The organism is Pirellulales bacterium, from assembly GCA_019694435.1.
Classification (GTDB): Bacteria; Planctomycetota; Planctomycetia; order Pirellulales; family JAEUIK01; genus JAIBBZ01.
Map to the genome: position 1 here is coordinate 141034 of JAIBBZ010000005.1, position 22370 is coordinate 163403.

The following is a 22370-nucleotide window of genomic DNA, read 5'->3' on the forward strand; positions in this document are numbered from 1 at the left end:
TTGCAGGAGGTTCGATCATGAAGTGCACCTATGCCTGCGGCACTGCGGATCATCTGCTGGCCCGTCGTCAATTCCTGGGGAGCGTCGCCGCCGGACTCTCGGCCGGAGGTCTGGCCGCCGCGGGGTTGGGGACGTTCGTGCGGCCGGCGATCGCCGAGCAGATCGCCAAGGCGCATAAGCGGGTATTGGTGATCTGGCTGTCGGGCGGCGTGAGCCAATTGGAGACTTGGGACCCCAAGCCCGGCACCGACACCGGCGGGCCCACGCGAGCGATCTCGACGAGCGTGCCCGGCGTGCAGATTGCCGACCTGCTGCCGCACACGGCGCAACAGATGCACCGGCTGCTGTTGATTCGCGGCGTCAACACCGCCGAAGACGACCACGGCAAGGGGTACCAGATCATGCACACCGGCCGCCGGCCGGAGCCATCGATCGAGTATCCGCACTTTGGTTCGCTCGCGGCGCGTTTGCTCGAACCGGCCGACGCCAGCCTCCCCGGTTATATTCACATCACGCCGGGCGGCGGCGGGGGATTGGCCGCGAGCGAGGCGGCATACCTGGGGCCACGGTTCGGCTCGGTGACGCTGGGTAACGGCGCGCCGCCGCAGAACACGGTGCTGCCGCAAGCGATTACCGAAACCGCCGATGCAGCGCGGAATTCATTTCGCGGTCAGGTCAACGATCACTTCTCGCGCCGCCGGCGGACGGCCGAGACCGAGGCCTACAGCGCCACCTACGACCAGGCCGCGGCGCTGATGCGCAAGCGCGAGCTGTTCGACGTCACGAAGGAGCCGGCCGCCGACCAGGAGCGGTATGGCAACCACGACCTCGGCCGGCATTGCCTGCTCGCGCGGCGGCTGCTGGAAAACGGCGTGACGTTCGTAAAAGTCTCGCACTCGAACTACGACACGCACAACGAGAATTTCAATTTCCACATCGAACAGCTCGGCGAGTTCGACCGCACTTTTGCCACGTTAATCGACGACCTGGCCCAGCGCGGCATGCTCGATTCGACGCTGGTCGTCGTCAAATCGGAGTTCGGCCGCACGCCGAACATCAACCACCTGTTCGGCCGCGATCACTGGAGCAAGGCCTGGAGCGTCGCCCTGGCCGGCTGCGGACTGCACTCCGGCGGCGTGTACGGCGCCACGAACGACCGCGGCACGGAAGTCGTCGATGGCCAGGTGAACGGCGGGCACTTGTTCCACACCTATTTTCGCGCTCTCGGTCTCGATTCGCGCGAGTCGTTCACGATCAACGGACGACCGCTGCCCATCGCCGATCCTTCGGCGCATGCCATCGAAGAGGTTCTGGCGTGAGCCGTTGCGCCCGGCAGGCGATCCCCAGCTAAGTCGGTCGAAGAAAGAGCATCGCCGATGCAGGCCCCCGCGACCGATCCGACGCAGACGCACGTGCTGCGAGAGTTGAAGCACGGCAGCCCGCTGCTGGCTTGCCGGTTTGATCCGGCGGGGCAGTTTCTCTTCGCCGCGGCTCAAGACAACACCTTGCGCCGCTTCCGGCTCGACGGCGACGAGCACATCGCGCTCGCCGGGCATCAAAGCTGGCCGCTCGCGCTGGCGATCGATCCCTCGGGCAAGACGCTCGTCTCGGGCGGCTGCGACGGGCGGCTGCTGTGGTGGCCGGCCGACGCGCCGGCGCCGCAACCGAGCAGGGCGCTCGATGCGCATGCCGGCTGGATTCGTGCCGTGGCCGTCAGTCCCGACGGGCAACTGGTGGCCAGTGCCGGCAACGATCTGGTGGTCCGGCTCTGGTCGCTCGGCGAAGGCACCTTGGTGCGCGAACTGCCCGGCCACGAATCGCACGTTTACAGCCTGCTCTTCGATAGCGACGGCAAGTCGCTGCTATCGGGCGATCTCAAGGGTGTCGTCCGGCAATGGGATGTTGCCGCCGGCAGCGAAACGCGCAAGCTCGACGCCGCCGTGCTGTGGAAATACGACGAAGGCTTTCGCGCCGACATCGGCGGCGTGCGCGGAATGGCGCTGCGGGCCGACCGCGCGCTGTTGGCCTGCGCGGGAATTACGAACGTCACCAATGCGTTTGCCGGACTCGGGCAGCCCATCGCGGCGACGTTCGATTTTGCCGCCGGCCAGCAGAAGGTGGTGCATCGGATCAAGGAAGCGATCAACGATGTGCTCTGGAACGTGGCCTATCATCCCGACGGCTACCTGATCGGCGCACTGGGCGGTAGCGCCGGTGGCTTTCTCGCCTTTTGGCGGCCCGAGGAAGAGTTCGAGTTTCACCGGCTGAAGCTGGCCGCCAGCGCCCGGGATTTGGCGTTGCACCCGGCCGGCCTGCTCGTGGCGACGGCCGAGCACGACGGCGTGGCGCGGATCTACGAGCTGCGCAAGGCGCCGGCCTAGCGCCATCTGCGGCGCCGACCGGCTGAGAATTGTTTCGCTTCGACACGCGCGGCCTTGTACGATCGGGGGGCGTCGGGGTTTTCCGCGGGAGTCACGATGACGGGAGGTCGTGCCATGTGGACCATGCTCGGCAGTCGGCGGCACTGCTGCGACGGCATCTCGCGGCGCGAAACGCTCAAAGTCGGAGCGCTTTCGGCGCTGGGCGGGTTGGGGTTGGTCGATCTGCTCCGCGCCCAGGAATTAGCGCCCGGTGTGCCGCCCAAGGCGAAGAGCGTGATCGTGCTGTACCTGCTCGGCGGCGCACCGACGCAGGACATGTACGATCTGAAGCCTCAGGCTGCCGAGGAAGTCCGCGGTGAGTTCCGCCCGATTTCCACCAGCGCCCCGGGCGTGGAGATTTGCGAGCTGTTGCCCCGGACAGCGCAGTGGATGCATCGCGCGGCGCTGGTGCGGACCGTCAACCACACGGGCGGCTGCCACAACACGCTGCCCAGCTACACGGGCTACGGCGCAGTCCTGCCCGATATCGTTTCGACCCGCGACAGCTACCCGCCGAGCATGGGCTCGATCTGCGAGTATCTCAACGACGATCCGCACACGCCGGCCTATTTCTACCTGCCGTGCTACCTGGGCTGGGGGCAGGCCATTCGCCGCCCGGGACCCTACGCCGGCTTCTTGGGCAAACGCTTCGACCCGCTGTTCACCGAGTGCGAGCCGTATGTCGACAACCCGCCGGACACGCCGTACCACGCCCAAGTGCTGCGGGGCCGGCCGGTGTTGCCTAACAGCAAGCTGCTTGACGGCATGACGATCGACCGGCTCGACGGCCGGCGCGACCTGCTCGCGCAGATCGACGATGCGCGCCGTGAAATCGAGCCGCAACTGGCCATTGCGCAGTTCGACCGGCAGCAGCGCCAGGCCTGGGACATCCTGTTGTCGTCGCGCGTGCGCGACGCATTCGACCTCGACCAGGAGCCCACGGCGTTGCGCGAGCGCTACGGCAACTCGTTGTTCGGCGCGAGCACGCTCGTGGCCCGGCGCTTGGTCGAGGCCGGCGTGCGTTTCGTGAACGTCACCTGGGACTGCTATTGGGAACGGTTGAAATTGCAGTACGAATGCTGGGACACGCACGAGCGCAACGCCGGCGTGCTGCGCGATTACAACTTGCCGCAGTTGGATCTGACCTACAGCGCCTTGATCGAGGATCTCGACGCGCGCGGGCTACTCGACGAGACGCTCGTGGTGGTGATGAGCGATTTCGGCCGCACGGCGCGGCACAACGCGAAGGGCGGCCGTGATCATTGGACCCATTGCTACTCGGTCCTGCTGGCGGGCGCCGGCATCCGTGGCGGGACGATCCACGGGGCCAGCGACGCGCAGGCCGCATTCCCCAAGACCGACCCGGTCAGCCCCGGCGACGTCTGTGCAACGATCTATCGCCTGCTGGGCATCGACCCGGCGATGCGCGTCCGCGACGCGCAAGGCCGCCCCGTCGAAATCGCCCACGGCGGCCGGCCGATCGAAAGCGTGCTGGCCTAACGGCTACCCGATCCTGGACGCTACCGCACGGACTGCGGGAGGTTATCCCACAGTTGGGGCTTCTCTACGCCTTGATCAGCTTCACTACTTCACTACGCCTTTTCACTACGCCTTGATCAGGTCGTGCACCGTCTTGCCGGCGGGAATCATCGGCAACACGTGTTCCTGGTAAGGCACGGCGACGTCGAGGACGTAGGGACCCGGGTAGGCGAGCATCGCGCGGATCGCGTCGGCCAGATCGGCCTTCTTCTGCACGTGGGCCGCGCCGCAGCCGAAACCCTTGGCGATCGTCACGAAATCGGGATAACGCTGGTCGGGGCCAAGACCTTCGCCCTGGCCGACGGCCTCGGGATTGTCGATCGGGCCGAGATACGTGTGCGCCCGATTGCCGGCGTGGAACCGGTCTTCCCATTGCACGACCATGCCCAAATGCTGATTGTTCAACAGCAGCACCTTGACCGGCAGGTTCTCGCAGTAGCAGGTGGCCAGTTCCTGGATGTTGATCAGCATGCTGCCGTCGCCGTCGATGTCGACGACCAGCCGGCCCGGGAAGGCCGCTTGCACACCCATCGCCGCGGGCAGGCCGAAGCCCATCGTGCCCAGGCCCGAGCTGGAGAGCCAGGTGCGGGGCTTGCGGAACTTGTAGAACTGGGCGGCCCACATCTGGTGCTGGCCGACGCCGACCGAAATCACCGGGTCCATTTCCTTGGTGATCTGCCACAGGGTTTCGATGGCGTGCTGCGGCAGGATGTGTTCCGACTGTTTGTTGTAGGTGAATGGATCGCTCTGCTTCCACTCGGCGATTTGGGCGTACCAGTCCGAGAGATCGTCCGGCGCCTCGACGATCTTGTTCAGCTCGGTCAGGGCATACTTGACGTCGCTGCAAATCGGGATGTGCGCGGCCTTGTTCTTGTTGATCTCCGAGGCATCGACGTCGATGTGGACGATCTTCGCGTTCTTGGCGAAAGCCGAGACCTGGCCGGTCACGCGATCGTCGAATCGCACGCCGAGCGCCAACAGCAGATCGCATTGATCGACGGCATAGTTGGAATACACGCTGCCGTGCATGCCCAGCATGTCGAGCGACTGAATATCGTCGCCCGGGAAGCAGCCGATGCCCATCAAGGTGGTCGTGACCGGAATGGCCGTTTTACGGGCCAGGGCCTGCAGCTCGGCGCTGGCCTCGCCGGTGATGATGCCGCCGCCGGCGTAGATCACCGGACGGCGCGAACGCTTGATCGCCGCGGCCACTTGCGCCAACTGCTCGGGCCGCGCCGTGGGGCGCATGACGCGGTAGCCCGGCAGGTCCATCGGGGCGTCGAAGTTGGGCACCGTCGTCGCGAGTTGCACGTCCTTGGGCAGATCGACCAGCACCGGGCCCGGGCGCCCGGTCGTGGCGACGTGGAAAGCCTCGCGCATGACGCGCGCGACGTCTTCGACGCGCGTGACCAGGTAGTGATGCTTGGTGATGCCGCGGCAGATCTCGACGATCGGCGTTTCTTGGAAGGCGTCGGTGCCGATCACGCGCGTGGGCACCTGGCCGGTCAGGCAAACCAGCGGGATGCTGTCGAGCTTGGCGTCGGCGATGGCCGTCACCAGATTCGTCGCGCCCGGGCCGCTCGTGGCCATGCACACGCCCGGCTTGCCGGTCGAGCGGGCCAGGCCTTGGGCCGCAAAGCCGCCGCCTTGCTCGTGGCGCGGCAAGATCGTGCGGATGCGGTCCTTATACCGGGTGAGCGCCTGGTGCAGCGGCATGCTGGCGCCGCCCGGATAGGCAAAGATCACTTCAACCCCGTGGTTGACCAGCGACTGCACGACGATGTCGGCGCCTGACATGAGTTCCGTTTCGGTCGAGCGCGAAATGGTAGCCACGGTGTAAGTGTTCCCTTGCAAAGACCCATCAAATATTGAACAGAGCCCCAATGGTTCCCGGCGACCCTCCTCGCCAGGACCGCGGCCCGTTCCGCCCGGCAGGACGGGCGAAACACCCTATCCTAGGGCCGTTCTCGGGGGGGTTCAACCGAACCGCTGGCCGAGATTGCCGCAGGTCAAGTTTACCTCGACATTCGCGGGCCGATGAAGGTTCGGCCCGACCTCTCGACGCCCGGCGGCAGGCTAGGGGGGAGTTTCCCGGATGATTGTCTCGAGCCGCTGCTCGGCCTGTTCCATCTCGTCGGCACGGACCAGGGATTGGGTCTGGGGGTCGGACAGTAGCTCTTGCAGCCGCCGCAAGTAGTCTTCCCAAAGTCCCTGGCTGGTCAGGTTGTGCCGAGTCGCGGAGCGCAGCACCGCCAGGGCATTCGCCGGCTGCCGCGCCTGGAGCAAGATCGAGGCCAGCACCTTGGCGGCGTGCTCATGACCCGGTTCGATCGCCAATGACCGTTGCAGCGAATCGACGGCCGCCTGCAGTTCTCCCCGGCGCAACTGGATCAGTGCCAGAATGAAGACCGCATCGGCATTGTCGGCCTGGCGTGCCAGTGCGGCCGCTACGGCCTTGTCTGCCAGCGGCAGGTCGCCGCGCTCGACGAGCAGGCCGCCGGCCTTGGCCAGCGTGGTCGATGCGGTCGCCTCACGCCGCGCCGCAAAGCTCCAGGCGTCGGCCTCGCGGCCCGCGCGCAACAGCGCGGCGACCACGACTTCGGGCTCGACCCGGTTTTGCAGCCAGCTGAGGTACCAGTCGAGGATCTCACCGCGGCGCGCGTCGGCATTGCTCCAGCGCTTGCGATAGGCATACGAACCGTCGGGCTCCGGCTCGCGGAACAGGATCTCGTCGCCGGGCACGGGATCGGGGACGCGCGGCTCGCCCGCCAGCGCGATGGGAGCCACGACGACCACCACGTCGTCCGGCTGGTCGATCAGCAAATCGATGCGGTTCTTCAGACCCGGCACCAGATTGTTGTCGACGGCATAACCTTGCAGAGGTCGCTCGACGCAACCGTGCGTGGGCAACATGAGATAGCTCTCATAGAAGCCCATCGCAAGCAAGGGCAAGTCGCGATACTTCTCGGCGATTGCCCGGCTACGCCCGGTGTCGGTCCGCACGATCGACGATTGGTCATATCCTGCTTCGAGCGCGCCGCGGCGCAGTCCCGATTCGACCCAGTGGCGCCAGAACCGCTGCTCGACGTCGGTCAGATTGACGACGATGAGCAGGGCGAAACAGGCCGCGGCCCAGCGCGGCGACCAGTGGCGCACGGCCATCGTCAGCAGGATCATGGCCGCGGGAATCATACTGGCCTGGTAGCGGGGAATGATTTCGAAGAATTCGCCGGCCAGGTACATGCCGAGCAACCCCACCGCCAGCACCAGGGCGACGCGGTCGGCGTGAAACTCACGGCCCAAGGCGGCCCAGGTCTCCGGCCCGCGCCGGGCGACCAGCACCAGCCGCGCAGAGCGCCAGGCATACCAGCCCAGGATCGCGAGACTCAACGCCGCGAACTCGGGCGTGAACAGCAGCACTTCGGCCAGACCCTTGCTGCGCGATTCGGCGCCGAGGTCTTTGAACAGGACATTCATCGTGCCGCCCCACCGGATCAGCGCATATTGGCCGACCAGCGCTGCGGCGAGCAGCACGACCGCGAAGCGCTGCGCCGTCTGGCGCCGCGCCGGGGAACCGCGCCATCCCCACAGCGCGAGCCAGGCCAAGGACAATGCCAGGGCCAGCGTATGGACCATGCCGGTCGACTTTGCCAGGAAGCCCAGCACGATGAGCAAGCTGGCCAGCAACCAGCGCTCGTGCGCCACGGCCAGCGCCGACGCGACGACAAACGCACCGAGGAACAAGTCCATGCCGGCGTTGTCCATCTGGACCACCATGGCCGGAAACGTGAGCGCCGTGGCCGTCGCGAGCAGCGCCACGCCCGGATGCACCCACCGCGCGGCCAGGGCCGTCGAACCAACGCCGATGACCGTGGCCGCGGCGATTCCCAGGCAGTGAAACCAGATCAGGTTGGTCGCGGGCGAAGGCGCGAAGCGCATGCCCAGGGCCACCAACGACGGCACGAAGCTGGTCATGTAGACCCGGTTGCCGTGCTGGTAATGCGTGGGCTCGGCATAGCGCAGCGCGTAGTAGTCGAAATCGGTGCGAGCCAGGTAATCGGCCTCGCGGCACATGGCGAGCGTGGCGCCGTAATTGGGTGGCAAGTCGAAGTTGGGCGAGCGCCAGATCGCCAGCAGCGCGAACCAGGCCAGCCAACTGACCGGGTGCGCCATCCAGCGCTCGATGCGCCCGCGCGGGCGTTCGTCGACGGCCGTGGTCATGACGCCAGCAGGGGTTGGAGGAACCTGCCCGTGTGATTGTCGGCCAACGCGGCGATCTGCTCGGGCGTGCCCTCGGCGACGAGTTGGCCGCCCGCCGCGCCGCCCTCGGGGCCCAAGTCGATGATCCAATCGGCCGACTTGAGCACTTCGAGATGGTGCTCGATGACGAGCACCGTGTTGCCCAGGTCGACCAGCCGGTTGAGCACGGCGAGGAGATTGCGCACGTCGTCGAAGTGCAGCCCTGTGGTGGGCTCGTCGAGAATGTACAGCGTGTTCCCGGTGTTCGTGCGGCCCAGCTCGGTGGCCAGCTTGATCCGCTGGGCCTCGCCGCCGGACAGCGTGGTCGAGGCCTGGCCGAGCGTCAAATAGCCCAGGCCCACGTCGTGCAACTTGGCGAGCACGCGGGTAATGGCCGGGAAATTGGCGAAGAACTCGACCGCCTCGTCGATCCGCAGTTCCAATAGCTCGGCGATATTGCGCCCCTTGTAGCGGACCTCGAGCGTTTGCCGGTTGAAACGCGCGCCCTGGCATTCGGGACAGGTGACGTGCAGGTCGGGCAGGAAGTTCATGGCGAGGCGCTGCACGCCCTGCCCTTGGCAGGTCTCGCAGCGGCCGCCCTTGCTGTTGAAGCTGAACCGCCCCGCCTTGTAACCCCGGGCGCGGGCCTCGCGGGTCGTGGCCATCATCTTGCGAATCTCGTCGAACACGCCGGTGAATGTGGCCGGGTTGCTGCGCGGCGTGCGCCCGATGGGCGATTGGTCGATGACGACCAGCTTGTCGATCAGGCTGGCGCCGCGCAGGCTGTCGTGCGCGCCGGGCTTGGGAGCCACGCCGCCCAACCGTCGCGTCAAGGCGGGTGCCAGTGTTTCGTTGAGCAGGGAGCTCTTGCCCGAGCCGCTCACACCGCTCACGCAGACCAGCGCCCCCAGCGGAAACCGCACGGTGATCTGCTTTAGGTTGTTGATCGACGCGCCTTCGAGCGTGATGGCGCGTTTGAACGAGACCTTGCGGCGCGCGGGAGGCACCGCAATCGTCCGCGCCCCGGTCAGGTATTGGCCGGTGATGCTGCGCGCGTCGGCCATCACCTCGACGGGCGTGCCTTGAGCAACCAGGGTGCCGCCGTGCAGCCCGGCGCCGGGCCCCAGGTCGATCAGATGATCGGCCTCGCGCATCAGGGCCTCGTCATGTTCGACGACCAGCACCGAGTTGCCCTGTTGCTGCAGCTCGCGCAAGGCCTCGATCAAGCGGCCATTGTCGCGCGGGTGCAGGCCGATCGACGGTTCGTCCAGCACGTAACACACGCCGACCAGCGCCGAACCGATACCGGCGGCCAGGCGAATCCGCTGCGATTCGCCGCCGCTCAGAGTGTCGGCGCGCCGATCGAGCGTCAGGTAGCCGAGCCCGACCTTTTGCAAGAACCGCAGGCGAGCGAGCACCTCGCGCACGAGCGGCTCGGCGATGGGCGCATGCTCCGGGAGGAATTTCAGCTCGGTAAACAGCGCCTCGGCCGCGGCCACGGTTTCGGCCGTGCATTGATGAATGGCGCGGCCCCCGATCCGCACCGACCGGGCCTCGGGGCGGAGCCTGGAACCTGCGCAGTCGGGGCACGCCACCCAGCCCCGGAACGCCTCATGCGGCTCGCGCTGATCGTCTTCGCTGGCGTCGTATTGTTGGGTCAACAGCGGCAGCACGCCGGGCCAACTCTGGCCGTCGCCCCGGAGCAGCTTGTCGAGCAACTTGGGCTTGAGATCGGCGACGGGCACCTGAGAGCTCGCACCGCCGCCGGCAAGCAGTTCGTCGATCAGCGTGCGCAGCCGCTTGGGCAGGGCCCCGTTGCGCCAGGGTGCGATCGCGCCGCCGGCGATCGACAGGCTCGGGTCGGGGATCACCAGCTCGGGATCGAATTCGACTTGTCCGCCGAGTCCCTGGCACGTGGGGCAGGCGCCGTAAGGACTGTTGAAACTGAACGTCCGCGGCTCGAGCTCTTCGTAGCTGAGCTGGCACTTGGGACACGCATACTCCGTGCTGAACAGACGATCGATCCATGCCCCCTGAGGGTTCTGCGATGTGATGACTACGGCGCCTTCGCCGTGTTTGATGGCCAGTTGCAGGCTTTCGGCCAGCCGCGAGCGCGCCGCCGGCTTGACGATGATACGGTCGATCACGGCCTCGATCTCGTGAGCGCGCTGCGGCACCAGCTCGGGCACCGCCTCGACGTCGTGCACCTGGCCATCGACGCGGACCCGCTGGAACCCGGCCTTGCGGATCGATTCGAAGACCTCAGCGTGGCTCCCTTTGCGCCCGCGGACCAGGGGCGCCAAGAGCATCGCCTTGGTGCCCTCGGGAAAGCCCAGGATCAGGTCGAGGATCTGTTGGGGGCTTTGCTGCCGGATCGGCTCGCCGCAGCGATAGCAAAACGCCTCGCCTGCGCGGCTAAATAACAGCCGCAAGTAGTCGTAAATCTCGGTGACTGTGGCGACCGTGCTGCGCGGATTGTGGCTGCCGGCTCGTTGGTCGATCGAGATCGTCGGCTGCAGGCCCTCGATCAGGTCGGCGTCGGGCCGTTCGAGTTGATGGAAAAACTGGCGCGAGTAGGTGGACAGGCTCTCGATGTACTGGCGCTGGCCCTCGGCGTAGACCGTATCGAAGGCGAGCGAACTCTTGCCCGATCCGCTCAGGCCCGTGATGACGACCAACTGGTCGCGGGGGATATCGAGACTGATGTTTTTGAGGTTGTGGACCCGGGCGCCGCGAATGCGGATGGCCTCGGGGCTGCCGTTGGCGCCCGGAGAAGCCGGCTCCGGGGGGGCGGCGGGCGCGGAAGCAGGGGGGCCTTGCGTCGTTCGGGTAGACATCGCGGCGGGGTCGTTGGACCAGGGAGCCTGTGCCGGCACGGTCACAAACTTGCGAAGCTACCAGAGCCCTCGTCCAGCGACAACTTCCGCGCGAACACGGGCCGTTCGGTCTGTGTCGCAATTGCCGGCGCCCAAGGTATTTCGGGCTCGGGCTGCGCCGTTGCGCGGGCCCTTGTCCGCCTGCGGCGCGCCGATTATTATCACCCTTTCCTCTGTTTCTCTAGGGAGTTGTCCATGCGCCACGTGTTATCGGCCCTCGTGCAGAACGTGCCCGGGGTGTTGGCGCACATTTCCGGCATGCTGGCCTCGCGGGGCTACAACATCGAGAGCCTCGCGGTGGGCGAAACCGAGGACGCGCACCTCTCACGGATGACGGTCGTGCTCGAGGGGGACGACAGCCTCTTGGAACAGGTTCGCAAGCAGCTCGAGAAGATCGTGACCGTCGTACGGGTCATGGACATCAGCTCGCAAAACTTCGTCGAGCGCGACCTGATGCTGATCAAGGTCGCGGCCCCCAGCGGCGCTGCCCGCAGCGCCGTGAAAGAGCTGACCGAGGTGTTCCGCGGCCGGATCGTTGACGTCAGCCCCGAGGAGGTGACGGTCGAGATTTCGGGCCAGGAGCGCAAGATCGGTGCGTTTATCGAACTGATGCGGCCGTACGGCATTTGCGAACTGGTGCGTACCGGGCGGATCGCGATGGTCCGCAGCGGACTGGGCGATGCCGCCCGCCGCGATGCCCGCGAACCGGCCGAGGTTCGCGAAGGCTGACAGGCACACAATCCCGGCGCGGCGGCGACGGCTAGTTCGGCCAGTGACCGGCAGCCTGCACCCCTGGTCCGGGTCAATCACCTTAGCGATGGGAATTATTCTGCCATGCCCGTAACGATCTACTACGACAACGATGCCGATCTGTCGCTGCTCAAGGGAAAGACGATCGCGATTCTCGGCTACGGATCGCAAGGGCACGCGCACGCCCAGAACCTGCGCGACAGCGGCTGCAACGTGATCGTCGGCCAGCGGCCGGGCAGTGCCAATTACGACCTTGCCAAGAAGCATGGCTTCGAGCCGGTGAGTGTCGAAGAGGCTACGAAACGGGGCGACATGGTGAACATGCTGCTGCCCGACGAGGTCGCGGCCGATATCTACAACCGCAGCGTGCGCGACAACCTGAAGCCGGGCAGCATCTTGATGTGCTCGCACGGGTTCAACGTGCACTTCGGCCAGGTCGTGGCACCGCAGGGCGTCGACATCGTTCTGGTCGCCCCGAAGGGTCCCGGGCATCTCGTGCGCAGCGAATTCGAACGTGGCGGCGGCGTGCCGTGCCTGATCGCGCTGAGCGAAGGGGCCTCGGAGCAATCGCGCAAGTTGGGCCTCGCCTATGCCAAGGGCATCGGCGGTACCCGCGCCGGCGTGATCGAGACCACGTTCGCCGAAGAGACGGAAACCGACCTGTTCGGCGAGCAGGTCGTGCTCTGCGGCGGCGTCAGCGCCCTGGTCAAGGCGGGCTTCGAGACGCTGGTCGAGGCCGGCTACCAGCCCGAGATGGCCTACTTCGAGTGCATGCACGAGCTGAAGCTGATCGTCGACCTGCTCTACCAGGGCGGGCTCAACTACATGCGATACAGCATCTCGAACACGGCCGAATTCGGCGACTACACCCGGGGTCCGCGGATCATCACCGACGAGACCCGGGCCGAGATGAAGAAAATCCTCAACGAGATCCAGTCCGGCCAGTTCGCCAAGGAATGGATCCTGGAAAACAAGGCCAATGCCCCGGCATTCAAGGCCCAACGCCGCCGCGAGCGGGGTCACGCCATCGAAACGGTGGGCCGCGAGCTGCGGAGCCTGATGTCGTGGATCAACGCCAAGGTGGTGTGAGCGCTCGCTGCGGGGGGGCAATTGCCCTTGTTTTGGTTTGCACTCGTCAGAGTTTGCCCTTGTCTGGGGGAGCGGTAGCCGGAGAATAACACGAGGATCGGGACGCGTACCGACAGAGATCGACGACCCCGACGATTCGGCCCAGGAATCGAACGATGCCGCAAACGACGTTTGAATTGGCGACCCGTCGGCTGTTCACCGAGCTCAAGCCCGGCGATCGCGTGCGCGTGGTGCACGAAGTCAAGGTCGGGCTGAAGACCTGGAAGACTGAGACCCGCGGCACGGTGGTCTCTACCGACCGCCGCCGCCACGGTTTGCACAATCGCCGCAACGTTGACGACAAGGTCTGGAGCGACTTGATCTTGTTAAAACGCGACGACGGCGAGTTGACCACCGTCACCATCGACGAGTGGACGGAATTGTATCGGGCCTGAGACGCTCCGGGCTCGCACGGGGCGGCCACTCCGCTGCCCGGGGTTGATCGGGCGCCGAGGTTTGCCATGGGCGCAGCCGATGATCGCACCGAGCGGCCCACCTTGCCGCGCGGCAAGGAACCGGCGGCCGGAACCGAGTTGCCGGCGCAAGTCGCGTCGCTCTTCACGACGCATCCGCGCTTGTTCGAGCAGTTTCGCTACGTCTACCCGGTGGTCAGCCGCCGCAGCCGCGGCGTTTCAATCGGGGTGAATCTGAACCCCGACAAGGTCTGCAACTTCGATTGCGTCTATTGCCAGGTCGATCGCAGCACGCCGCCGGCGGTTCGCGAAGTCGACGAAGCGCAGTTGCTGGGCGAGTTGGAGGCGGCGCTCGACCTGGTGCTTGGCGGACAGCTTTTCGCACATCCGCGCTTTGCCGCCACTCCGCCCGAGCTGCGCCGGCTGAATGACATCGCCTTTAGCGGCGACGGCGAGCCGACGACTTATCGCCGTTTTGCCGAGTTGATGACTCAGGTTGTCGAGTTGAAGCGGCGCCGCGCGCTCGGCGCGGTGAAACTGGTGCTGATCACGAATGCCACCATGTTGCACCGGCCAGCGGTGATTGCGGGGCTCGAAGCGATGATGGCCGCCGGCGGCGAGATTTGGGCCAAGCTCGAAGCGGGCACCGAGGCCTACTACCGGCGCGTCGAGCGCACCAGCGTGCCGTTGGCCAGAGTGTTAGCCAATATCACGGCCACGGCCCAGCGTTGGCCCGTGACGATTCAGGCGCTGTTCATGCTGCTCGACGGCCAACCGCCCTCGGCCAATGAGCTCGACGCCTTCTGCGATCGTCTCGCCGAAATCGCCGCCGGAGGCCAATTAAGGCTCGTGCAGATCTATACGGTCGCCCGACAGCCGGCCGAGTCGTTCGTCGCGCCATTGGCGGACGCGCAGGTGGACGAAATCGTCGAACGGGTTCGCACGCGGACGGGTTTGGCGGTCGAAGGGTATTACGGCGCGAGCGCGGGCCAGTGATATGCGGCTGCGCCGCGAGCGCAGCCAATCAACCGTCGTGGTCCAAAGGTGCCGCATCTTGGGGCACTCCCGGGTTGTCGTTGGGGACGATTCGGACGTCGTCTGAGCGTGGCGGCGGTTCAGGCGCGATCCCAGTCGCGGCGTAGCCGCGGCTCATCGCTGCGCAGCTCGCAGCGCGTCGGATCGACGACGACGGGTTCTCCCGGGGTGTCCTCGTAGCGGGCCAGCATGTCGGCCAGAGGCAGCCGCCAACCGCGGCCCACGAGCAATTGGGAAATCAGCGGATCGGTCCAAGGGGCGACCTCGCGCAGCGCCGGCTCGCTCACGCCGCGGGCCAATTCATCTTCGTCGGCGACCAGAACGCAGACATGCGCATGCACCATGATGTGAACTCCTGGTAAGCTCCGAACGGAGCGGGAAGCAGATCAATCGCAACGTCAGGGCTCGAACGCCCCGGGGGACGGGATGGGCGGGCCAGGGGTTGACCGGCCGCCGTTCGTCAGAAGAGCAACCAGTGTGCCGGGAGCCTGAAAAAAGACCGGCGTGTTCCCGGCGGCTTTCAAGCCGCGTTGCGATGGGGCTTTGCGCCGACGTCGGAAGCGGCTGCCTAGCCGGTAAGCTTTGCGCGGCCCGCTGCAGTTCGCGCGCAGCGGTCAGGCCTGCATTGAAAAAGATTCAAGTGCTTACATCGTCGCGCCAGCGACGCCCCTGTAGAGCCGCGCCAGCGACGCTATTTCAGTTCGACGGTGACGCGCTCGATCGTGCCTTGGAAGGCAAACGGCAGCTCGTAGTCGAAGGACACCGCCGAACCGGTGTCGAGGCCCACATCGACGCCTTCGCCGAGCGACATGACCAGCGGAATCGTGCGCGGCAACTTGCCGGTGCCGACGACTTTGTCGTTGGCGCGCAGCGTCACCGTGGCCGATTTGCCGAGTTCGCCGGGTTTGCCGTCGTAGGCGAAATCGACCTCGATGCGCACCTTGCCCGCGGGCAACGCGGACGACGAGATCGTGAACCGGTCCAGCGCGAGCAGGTTATAGACGAAGTGGGCCTTGCCCTGGTGCAGATAGAGCCCGAAACCGCCGGTCAGCCCGCCCTGGGTGTAGATCATGCCTTCTGCTCCTCCGGCGGGTAGATCGAGATCGGCCGTCAGGGAGAAAGAATTGTTCAACACGGGGGGCGCCGCGCCGCTGGGCAGCGCGACCTGGCCCGGGTAATAAGTGTACTGTTTTCGATGCCCGGCCAGGCTCGGCCGGTGTTGCAACTCGCCGTTGAGCCGTTCGACGGCGCGCCAATCGAGCGGCAGCACCTGATATCGCTCGGCTTCTTTCCAGAACAATGCCTCGAGCTCCTTCACGCGTTCGGGATATTTCGCGGCGACGTTGTTGGCTTGCGAGAAATCTTCGGTCACGTGATACAGCTCCCACGGCGCTGTAAGCGGATCGAACTTGCCGCGCACCGGCGACCAGGGGACAAAGCTGCGGCTCGAGGCCATCCAACCCTCGTGGTAAATGCCACGATTGACGAGCAGCTCAAAGTATTGCGTCGGCCGTGTCTCCGGAGCTTTCAGGTTGGTGAACGTGGCGGCAAAGCTCGTGCCTTCGATCGGCTTTTGCTCGATGCCGTTGAGTTCCTTGGGGGCCGTGATGCCGATGGCCTCGTACAACGTCGGTACGAGGTCGATCACGTGCAGGAACTGCGAACACACGCCGCCGCGCTCTTTGATTTTCGCCGGCCAAGAGACGATCAGCGGGTTGCGCGTGCCGCCGAAATGGCTGGCGACCTGCTTGGTCCATTGAAACGGCGTGTTCATCGCGTGCGCCCAAGCGCACGGAAAATGGTTGAACCATTTCGGTCCGCCCAGTTCGTCGATGTGCTTGAAGTTGTCTTTCCACGACTCCGGGTAGCCGTTGAAGAACAAGTTTTCGTTGAGGCTCCCTTCGATGCCGCCCTCGGCGCTGGCCCCGTTATCGCCGACGATGTAGACGATGATCGTGTTGTCCGCATCGGGCATTTGCTTGACGGCGTCGACGATCCGGCCCATGTGATGATCGACGTGCGCGGCAAAGCCGGCGAAGACCTCCATCATCCGGGCATACACGCGTCGCTGGTCGGCCGACAACGAGTCCCAGGCCGGGAGCCCCTCGCTGCGGGCCGTCAGCTTGGTGCCCGGCGGGATGACACCCAGCTTCAGTTGGCGTTGGAACGTCGCTTCGCGATAGGCATCCCAGCCCCCGTCGAATTGACCCTTGAACCGGTCAATCCAATCCTGCGGAGCGTGGTGCGGCGCGTGATTGGCGCCGGGGGCCACGTAAAGGAAGTATGGGCGATCGGGCGAGATGCTCTTCGCCCGGCGGACCCAGGCGATGGCCTTGTCAGCCAGGTCTTCCGTCAGGTGATAGTTGGGATTCGGATCGCGCGGCACCAGGTTGCGGTTTTCGAACAGCACCGGGTCCCATTGGTTCATGTCGCCGCCGTTGAAGCCGTAGAAATAATCGAAGCCCAAGCCGTTGGGCCAACGGTCAAACGGGCCGATCACGCTGGTTTCCCAGGCCGGCGTGTTGTGGTTCTTGCCAAACCACGCGGTTGCATAACCGTTTTGACGGAGCACCTCGCCGATGGTCCCGCAACTACGCGGCAACACGCAGGTGTAACCGTCGTAGCCCGTAGCCGCTTCGGTGATCACGCCCGTGGCGGTCGAGTGATGATTGCGGCCCGTGATCAAGGCCGCGCGCGTGGGGCTGCACAGGGCCGTGGTGTGGAAGCAGTTGTAGCGCAACCCCTCGGTCGCCAGGCGGTCGAGCGTGGGCGACGGTACCCCGCCGCCGAACGTCGAATACTGACCGAAGCCCGTATCGTCGAGCAGGATCAACAACACGTTGGGCGCCCCGGCGGGCGCCTCGATCGGCTGCGGGAATTGCGGTGGGTCGGATTCGAGGTAGGTGCGGCCCACCTTGCCCGGGAACCGGAAGTCGGGCCGTGGCAGCACGTCGGGCGTGCCGGCCGCGGCTTCGGCGGCCTGGGCCGGTGCGGTGGTCAGCGGCGGTGCGAACACGCAGCAAGCCAGCAGGCCCGCCGACGAGGCAAGCAGGATACGGTTCAAGTGGGATTCTCCGGGTGCAAGGGTGCGACGAGCGTTGCGCCTAAAATTCCTGGCTGGTATCTTCCGGAGCCTCCATGCGGACGAGGAGAATCTGCTCCGTCTTGTTGTTGCCGTGGTGGATCAGGGCCGGCGCGTCATCCTGCGTCAGGTTGTAGAGCCCCGTTTCGATCACCGAATTGGGACGATCGACCACGGAAAACGCCACGCGTTGCGATTGTTTGTCGACGCGCCCTTGCAAGGTGTAGGTGGCGTCGGTCTTGGTGTTGTACATCGTGCCGCTGACGACGCCTTGTTTGTTCACGGCCAACTGCAACACGCGCGTCAGGTCGGTGTCGTCTTTCGAGGTCGAGAGCCCGAAGGTGCCCAGGGGCAACCACTCGGAATCGGCCGCTGCCTGGTCGTCGGCCGGCGGATCGACGGCCGCCAGATCGGCAGCCGACTGCGAGTATTCCTCGGCGCTGCCGACGTCTTCGCCGTCGCACATCACGCGGTTGTCTTGATAGACGACATTGCCGCCGGTGCCATAGTCATAGTAGTAGCCGTTGTCGGACCAGCCATAGCTGGGAAACCACGAGGTGACCGCCGCCCAGGTCGGCACCGTCCACCAATAGCGCCACGGACGATTCATGTAACCGTAGTGCCAGTAGCCGTGGTGGATGGGATGCGACGCCCACCACGAGCCGTTAAACCAGGGCCGGTATGCCGGCAACGTCGTGGCCCAGTTGCGGCGCACGCCGTCGGCCCAACCGTTCCAGTAGCCGGCGCGATCGGGATGCAGGTTGTTCCAGTTGTTGACGTTGAAATTGTTGAAGTGGTTGCCGATCGCCGTGTTCCACTGATTGTTGATCTGGCCGATGCGATCCGGGCCCAGGTTCTGCCAGGGCGGTCGCTGCGCGTTGGGACGCAGGCCGTCCATGCCGAGAAAGTTCCCGAGTTGATCGGGCCGTACCCTGCCGGGCAAAGTCGTCGGCCGACCGACGTCGCCGGGGCGACCTACGCCAGGACGTCCGGTACCGGGTCGCCCTGCTCCCGGCCGATCGATGCCAGGCCGATCCAAGCCGGGTCGATCGCCACCAGGCCGACCGGCACCGGGCACGCGACCGGGCAGCGTCGTGGGACGACCTGCCGGGTTGCCGTTGCCGGGCCGACCGAGGCCATCGCCGCCGCCAAAATGTGGTGCCGAACCGGGACTGGGGCGACGATCCGCTAATGCGCCGCCCGGCTTGGAGGGCCGGGTGGGTGCGGGCAGATTGCCCGGGCGGCTCGGGCGATTTGCACCCAAGTTCCCGCCCGCGAGATTGCCGGCCCCGCCACGTCCGCCGGAGACAGGATGTCCCGGGGGACGAGATTGCGGCCGCGAAACGGGCCGCGTCGTGGGTCGAGACGCGGGGCGAGATGCTGGCCGTGACGCCGGGCGCGGCGCCGGGCGGCCGCCGCCACCCATCCTGGCACCGCCGCCGGCTCGTCCGCCGCCACCCCGTGCGCCGATGGCAAACGCCTGTTCACACATCATTGCAGCGCCAGCGCAGGCGATTGCGGCCAAGGCCAGCGAGCGGAGTTTTGAAGAGCACGTGCTCATGGGGAATCGCCTTCCTGCGAGGGTTGGGCGGGTTCGTTGGCGTTCGCGGTCGGGGCGACACGGCGGACCGTAACCAGCTCAGTGGCCGGGCGCAACTCGCCGTCGAGGTCGATGTCGGTCCATTGCACCTGGAAGGTGTCTTCATCGATCGGCTTGAGCACTTGGGTCGCCGAAGCGGCGCGGCCGTCGGCCAGCGTTCCGGTCCAGTGAATCGCCCAATGGTCTTCCTGCGGAGTCCAGGTGCCTTCGGCCCAGGTTCCGATCGAAGTGAAGACCCAGGTGCGGATCTCGTCACGGCGCGCGTCCCAGGCGATGTATTGCGTGCCTTCCTGCGGACCGTTTTCGGTGGTCAGCGAATAGGTCCGTACGAGCATGCGTCCGTCGGCCGCCCAGGCAAAGGTCGATTGCGTGCTCGTCGCGCTGGCTTCGTCCGCCCAATCGCCGACGAGCCACGCGAGGTCGGTCAACGGATCGGGATCGGTTTCCTCGGCGGCCAGGATCAGCCAGCGATCTTCCTTGCGCTCCAGCTCGGCGAGAAAGGCGCCGGCCGTCTTGTTGCCGCTGCCGTCGTCGGTTTCGGTCGTGCCGCGCACGCGGGCCGAACTGTCGCCGTCGAGCTGCAATTCGGTAATCGTCGCGACGAGCTTCAATTGGGGCTGTTCCTTGAAGATGGCCTCGTAACGGGCTTGAATCTCGCTTCGCCCGTTGAGCTGCAGTCCATCCGCCGGATCGACGTATACGGCGTCTTCGCTCCAGCCGGCAGCGACCGCGGCCGCATCATGTCGATTGACAGCCTCGACGAGCGCGGCGAGCGCCTTGCGCACCGCGGCCGCGTCATCCGAGTCCACGGCGAGCGAACTGCCGATTCCACACGCCAGGGCAAGCGAAACCGCAAGGAGCGACAAACTGCGAGCCAATGTTCGCGTCACGACACGTCTCCCTAACAACCCCCATAAGACGGCTTCAGATTACGCAATCTCAGGACGATTGGTAGCAAAAAACAAAAATTCTCGCGTGCCGGCGTCGGCTGTTGGGGAGATGGTTTTCGGGCACGCAGACCGTTGCCGTCCGTTGCGGACCACAGCGGCTGATGCGAGACTTTGTTCGCATTGTGTTCAAGGACCCGCGCACCGCGAGAACACGACCGATGTCCGGATGGCGTTTGGCGCTGTTGGCTGTTTTGGCGTTTGGTTTAGCTTTCCTGGCCCGCGCTGCGCTGCGACCTGCACCCTCCAAAGGTAGTAGTAGCGAACCCGACGCGGCGACTGTTGCGGCAACTGCAGGCGAAGCTGGTTCGAAGTCATCTCAGGGCGTTCCCAACGCGCCCGCCGCGGGAGGAGCGGCGCCCGAGGGTATGGTGTGGGTCCCCGGCGGCGAGTTCTGGATGGGCTCGGATGATCCGTCGGCCTGGGACGACGAGCGGCCCGCCCACCGTGTTCGAGTCGACGGCTTCTGGATGGATCGCTACGAGATCACCAACGCGCAGTTCGAAAAGTTTGTCGAAGCGACCGGATATCGAACGACCGCGGAACGCGCGCCGAATGTCGAGGAGTTGTTGCGCCAGTCTCCACCAGGCACTCCACCGCCGCCCCCGGAAGTTCTTGTGCCCGGTTCCTTGGTATTCACTCCGCCAGATCATCCGGTGCCGCTCGACGACTATGCGCAGTGGTGGCGCTGGACGCCGGGGGCATCTTGGCGTCATCCCGAGGGGCCAGGCAGCACGCTCGAGGGTCGCCAGCAGCATCCGGTCGTGCAGGTTTCCTGGGACGACTGTCAGGCCTATGCGCGCTGGGCCGAGAAGCAACTGCCGACCGAGGCGCAATGGGAATGTGCGGCGCGCGGCGGTCTGAGCCGGCAGCCATATGTCTGGGGCGATCAACCGCCCAACGACCTGCGCTGCATGGCCAATCTCTGGCAAGGCAGCTTTCCTGACCGGAACTCCGAGGCCGACGGTTATCCTCGGACGGCCCCCGTCGGTTCGTTCGCGGCCAACGGCTACGGGCTGTACGACATGGCCGGCAATGTTTGGGAATGGTGCAACGATTGGTACGATCGCGAGCTGTACCCGCGCCGGGCGGACGCGTTGACGGTCAACCCAGAAGGCCCCGCCGCCAGCAACGATCCGCTGCATCCGTATGAGCAGCGGCGCGCTCAGCGCGGCGGCTCGTTTCTGTGCAACGACAGCTACTGCTCGCGCTATCGGCCCAGCGCGCGGCACGGCTGCACGCCCGACACGGGCATGTCACACGTGGGTTTTCGCTGCGTACGCTTGCCGTAGGTCGCCTCGATGAATTGGATCTATGTTTGGCCGACGTGGCCCCTGGTCGTGTTGCTGCTCGCGTTGATGTTCGTGTGCGACGAGTTGGGGTTTTGGCTGGGACGGAGCCGGCATCGCTGCGAGAACGAGGATTCGCGTCACGTTTCGTCCACGCTCAAGGCCAGTGTGTTCGGCTTGTCGGCCTTGCTCCTGGGGTTCACCTTCTCCATGACGGCCGCGCGCCATGACGTCCGCCGTCGGGTCGTGCTCGACGAGGCCAACGCCCTAGGTACCTGTTATCTGCGCGCGGGCCTACTCGACGGCTCGGCCGGCGAGCCGATCCGCCAGGCGCTCGCCAGCTACCTTGCGGCGCGCCTCCACCAGCATGCGCATGCCCTCGAACCGCAAGTCGTCGAGACCACGAATCGCGAGATTGATGGGCATCTGGACGCGCTATGGCGCGCCGTGAGCGCCGCCGCGAAGGCGAACCAGCAGCTCACGCTCACGAGCATGGTTGTGCCGGCCGCGAACGCGGTCATCGATTTGCACGCGACGCGAACCTGGGCCGTGCGCAATCATGTGCCCCCGGCCGTGCTGGCGCTGCTGGTCACGTGCACGCTTGTCTCGAGCGTCTTGATCGGTCACTCGTCGGGCCAGGTCGAGCGCCGGCACGCGGGCTTGTGGGTCGCCTCGAACGTGCTGTTGGCCCTGGTGTTGTTCGTCGTGCTCGACTTCGACCGGCCTGCCCGCGGCATGGTGCGCGTCGATCATCAGCCGCTCTTCGATCTGCAATTCGCTTGGCAAGCGAGTTCCGGCCGCTAAGATGGGCACAATTGTCGCTCGACAATTGTTCTCAGTTCGGCTCTTGTCATGCTCGGGAGATCGCGCGATGCGAATTCAATCTTTGTCTGCTGCGCTGGTTTGCGTGGCGATCGGCGGTGTCTTGGGCTGGTTTGCCGCCTCCAGTGGAGTCGTGGAACAGCCGATTGCCGCCGGGCCGGTCGCTGGCCTGATAGCGGAACAGCAAGCAGCAAGCAGCCCTGCGCCAACGCAGCAGCCCTGCTGCGATG

The 22370-nt window shown here is 65.8% G+C and carries 17 protein-coding genes; 9 read left to right on the forward strand and 8 right to left on the reverse strand.

The window, feature by feature from the left end:
- The first annotated feature begins 17 nt into the window (after window positions 1–17).
- The 3 genes from K1X74_06770 (at window position 18) to K1X74_06780 (ending at window position 3920) form a co-directional block, all read left to right on the forward strand.
- Window positions 18–1319, forward strand: coding sequence for a DUF1501 domain-containing protein (locus tag K1X74_06770; protein MBX7166035.1), 1302 nt, complete (start codon window positions 18–20; stop codon window positions 1317–1319).
- 57 nt (window positions 1320–1376) lie between these two features.
- The gene (locus K1X74_06775; protein MBX7166036.1) at window positions 1377–2381 is read left to right on the forward strand and encodes a WD40 repeat domain-containing protein; all 1005 of its coding nucleotides are present in this window, start codon (window positions 1377–1379) and stop codon (window positions 2379–2381) included.
- A gap of 114 nt (window positions 2382–2495) precedes the next feature.
- Window positions 2496–3920, forward strand: coding sequence for a DUF1501 domain-containing protein (locus tag K1X74_06780; protein MBX7166037.1), 1425 nt, complete (start codon window positions 2496–2498; stop codon window positions 3918–3920).
- A 105-nt stretch (window positions 3921–4025) separates the two neighbouring features.
- Here the strand turns inward: K1X74_06780 and ilvB are convergent, their stop codons facing one another.
- The 3 genes from ilvB to uvrA form a co-directional block, all read right to left on the reverse strand.
- A complete protein-coding gene (gene ilvB / locus K1X74_06785; protein ID MBX7166038.1) occupies window positions 4026–5756 on the reverse strand; it encodes a biosynthetic-type acetolactate synthase large subunit in 1731 nt (576 codons plus the stop codon).
- Between the two features lie 279 nt (window positions 5757–6035).
- A complete protein-coding gene (locus K1X74_06790) occupies window positions 6036–8180 on the reverse strand; it encodes a hypothetical protein (protein ID MBX7166039.1) in 2145 nt (714 codons plus the stop codon).
- On the reverse strand, window positions 8177–11035 hold the full coding sequence (uvrA, locus tag K1X74_06795; GenBank protein MBX7166040.1) for an excinuclease ABC subunit UvrA: 2859 nt from the start codon (window positions 11033–11035) through the stop codon (window positions 8177–8179). The genes K1X74_06790 and uvrA overlap by 4 nt, the downstream gene beginning before the upstream one ends.
- 234 nt (window positions 11036–11269) lie before the next feature.
- On the opposite strand from uvrA, the gene ilvN reads away from it, so the two are divergent.
- The 4 genes from ilvN (at window position 11270) to K1X74_06815 (ending at window position 14361) form a co-directional block, all read left to right on the forward strand.
- On the forward strand, window positions 11270–11803 hold the full coding sequence (ilvN, locus tag K1X74_06800; protein MBX7166041.1) for an acetolactate synthase small subunit: 534 nt from the start codon (window positions 11270–11272) through the stop codon (window positions 11801–11803).
- A gap of 105 nt (window positions 11804–11908) precedes the next feature.
- Window positions 11909–12913 carry a ketol-acid reductoisomerase gene (ilvC, locus tag K1X74_06805; protein ID MBX7166042.1) on the forward strand — a complete coding sequence of 335 codons (1005 nt, stop codon included), beginning with the start codon at window positions 11909–11911 and terminating at the stop codon, window positions 12911–12913.
- 155 nt (window positions 12914–13068) lie between these two features.
- Window positions 13069–13347: a hypothetical protein gene (locus K1X74_06810; protein ID MBX7166043.1), complete on the forward strand. Its 279-nt coding sequence runs from the start codon at window positions 13069–13071 to the stop codon at window positions 13345–13347.
- A 66-nt stretch (window positions 13348–13413) separates the two neighbouring features.
- Entirely contained in the window at window positions 13414–14361 is a 948-nt protein-coding gene (locus K1X74_06815; protein ID MBX7166044.1) for a radical SAM protein, read from the forward strand.
- Between the two features lie 119 nt (window positions 14362–14480).
- On the opposite strand, the gene K1X74_06820 is transcribed toward K1X74_06815, so the two are convergent.
- The 5 genes from K1X74_06820 to K1X74_06840 all read right to left on the reverse strand — a co-directional run bounded on the left by K1X74_06820 (window position 14481) and on the right by K1X74_06840 (window position 19972).
- A complete protein-coding gene (locus tag K1X74_06820) occupies window positions 14481–14744 on the reverse strand; it encodes a hypothetical protein (protein ID MBX7166045.1) in 264 nt (87 codons plus the stop codon).
- Window positions 14745–15091: 347 nt separating this feature from the next.
- On the reverse strand, window positions 15092–17464 hold the full coding sequence (locus K1X74_06825) for an arylsulfatase (GenBank protein MBX7166046.1): 2373 nt from the start codon (window positions 17462–17464) through the stop codon (window positions 15092–15094).
- A gap of 40 nt (window positions 17465–17504) precedes the next feature.
- Complete coding sequence (locus K1X74_06830) at window positions 17505–18380, reverse strand: hypothetical protein (GenBank protein ID MBX7166047.1); 876 nt, start codon at window positions 18378–18380, stop codon at window positions 17505–17507.
- A gap of 77 nt (window positions 18381–18457) precedes the next feature.
- A complete protein-coding gene (locus K1X74_06835) occupies window positions 18458–18622 on the reverse strand; it encodes a hypothetical protein (GenBank protein ID MBX7166048.1) in 165 nt (54 codons plus the stop codon).
- A gap of 417 nt (window positions 18623–19039) precedes the next feature.
- Window positions 19040–19972, reverse strand: coding sequence for a nuclear transport factor 2 family protein (locus K1X74_06840; GenBank protein ID MBX7166049.1), 933 nt, complete (start codon window positions 19970–19972; stop codon window positions 19040–19042).
- Between the two features lie 425 nt (window positions 19973–20397).
- Between K1X74_06840 and K1X74_06845 the strand changes: the two genes are divergently transcribed.
- Together K1X74_06845 and K1X74_06850 are read left to right on the forward strand one after the other, a co-directional pair.
- Window positions 20398–21321 (forward strand): formylglycine-generating enzyme family protein, encoded by a 924-nt coding sequence (locus tag K1X74_06845; protein MBX7166050.1) that lies wholly within the window; start codon window positions 20398–20400, stop codon window positions 21319–21321.
- Window positions 21322–21330: 9 nt separating this feature from the next.
- Window positions 21331–22122 (forward strand): hypothetical protein, encoded by a 792-nt coding sequence (locus K1X74_06850; protein MBX7166051.1) that lies wholly within the window; start codon window positions 21331–21333, stop codon window positions 22120–22122.
- The last annotated feature ends 248 nt before the right edge of the window (window positions 22123–22370 follow it).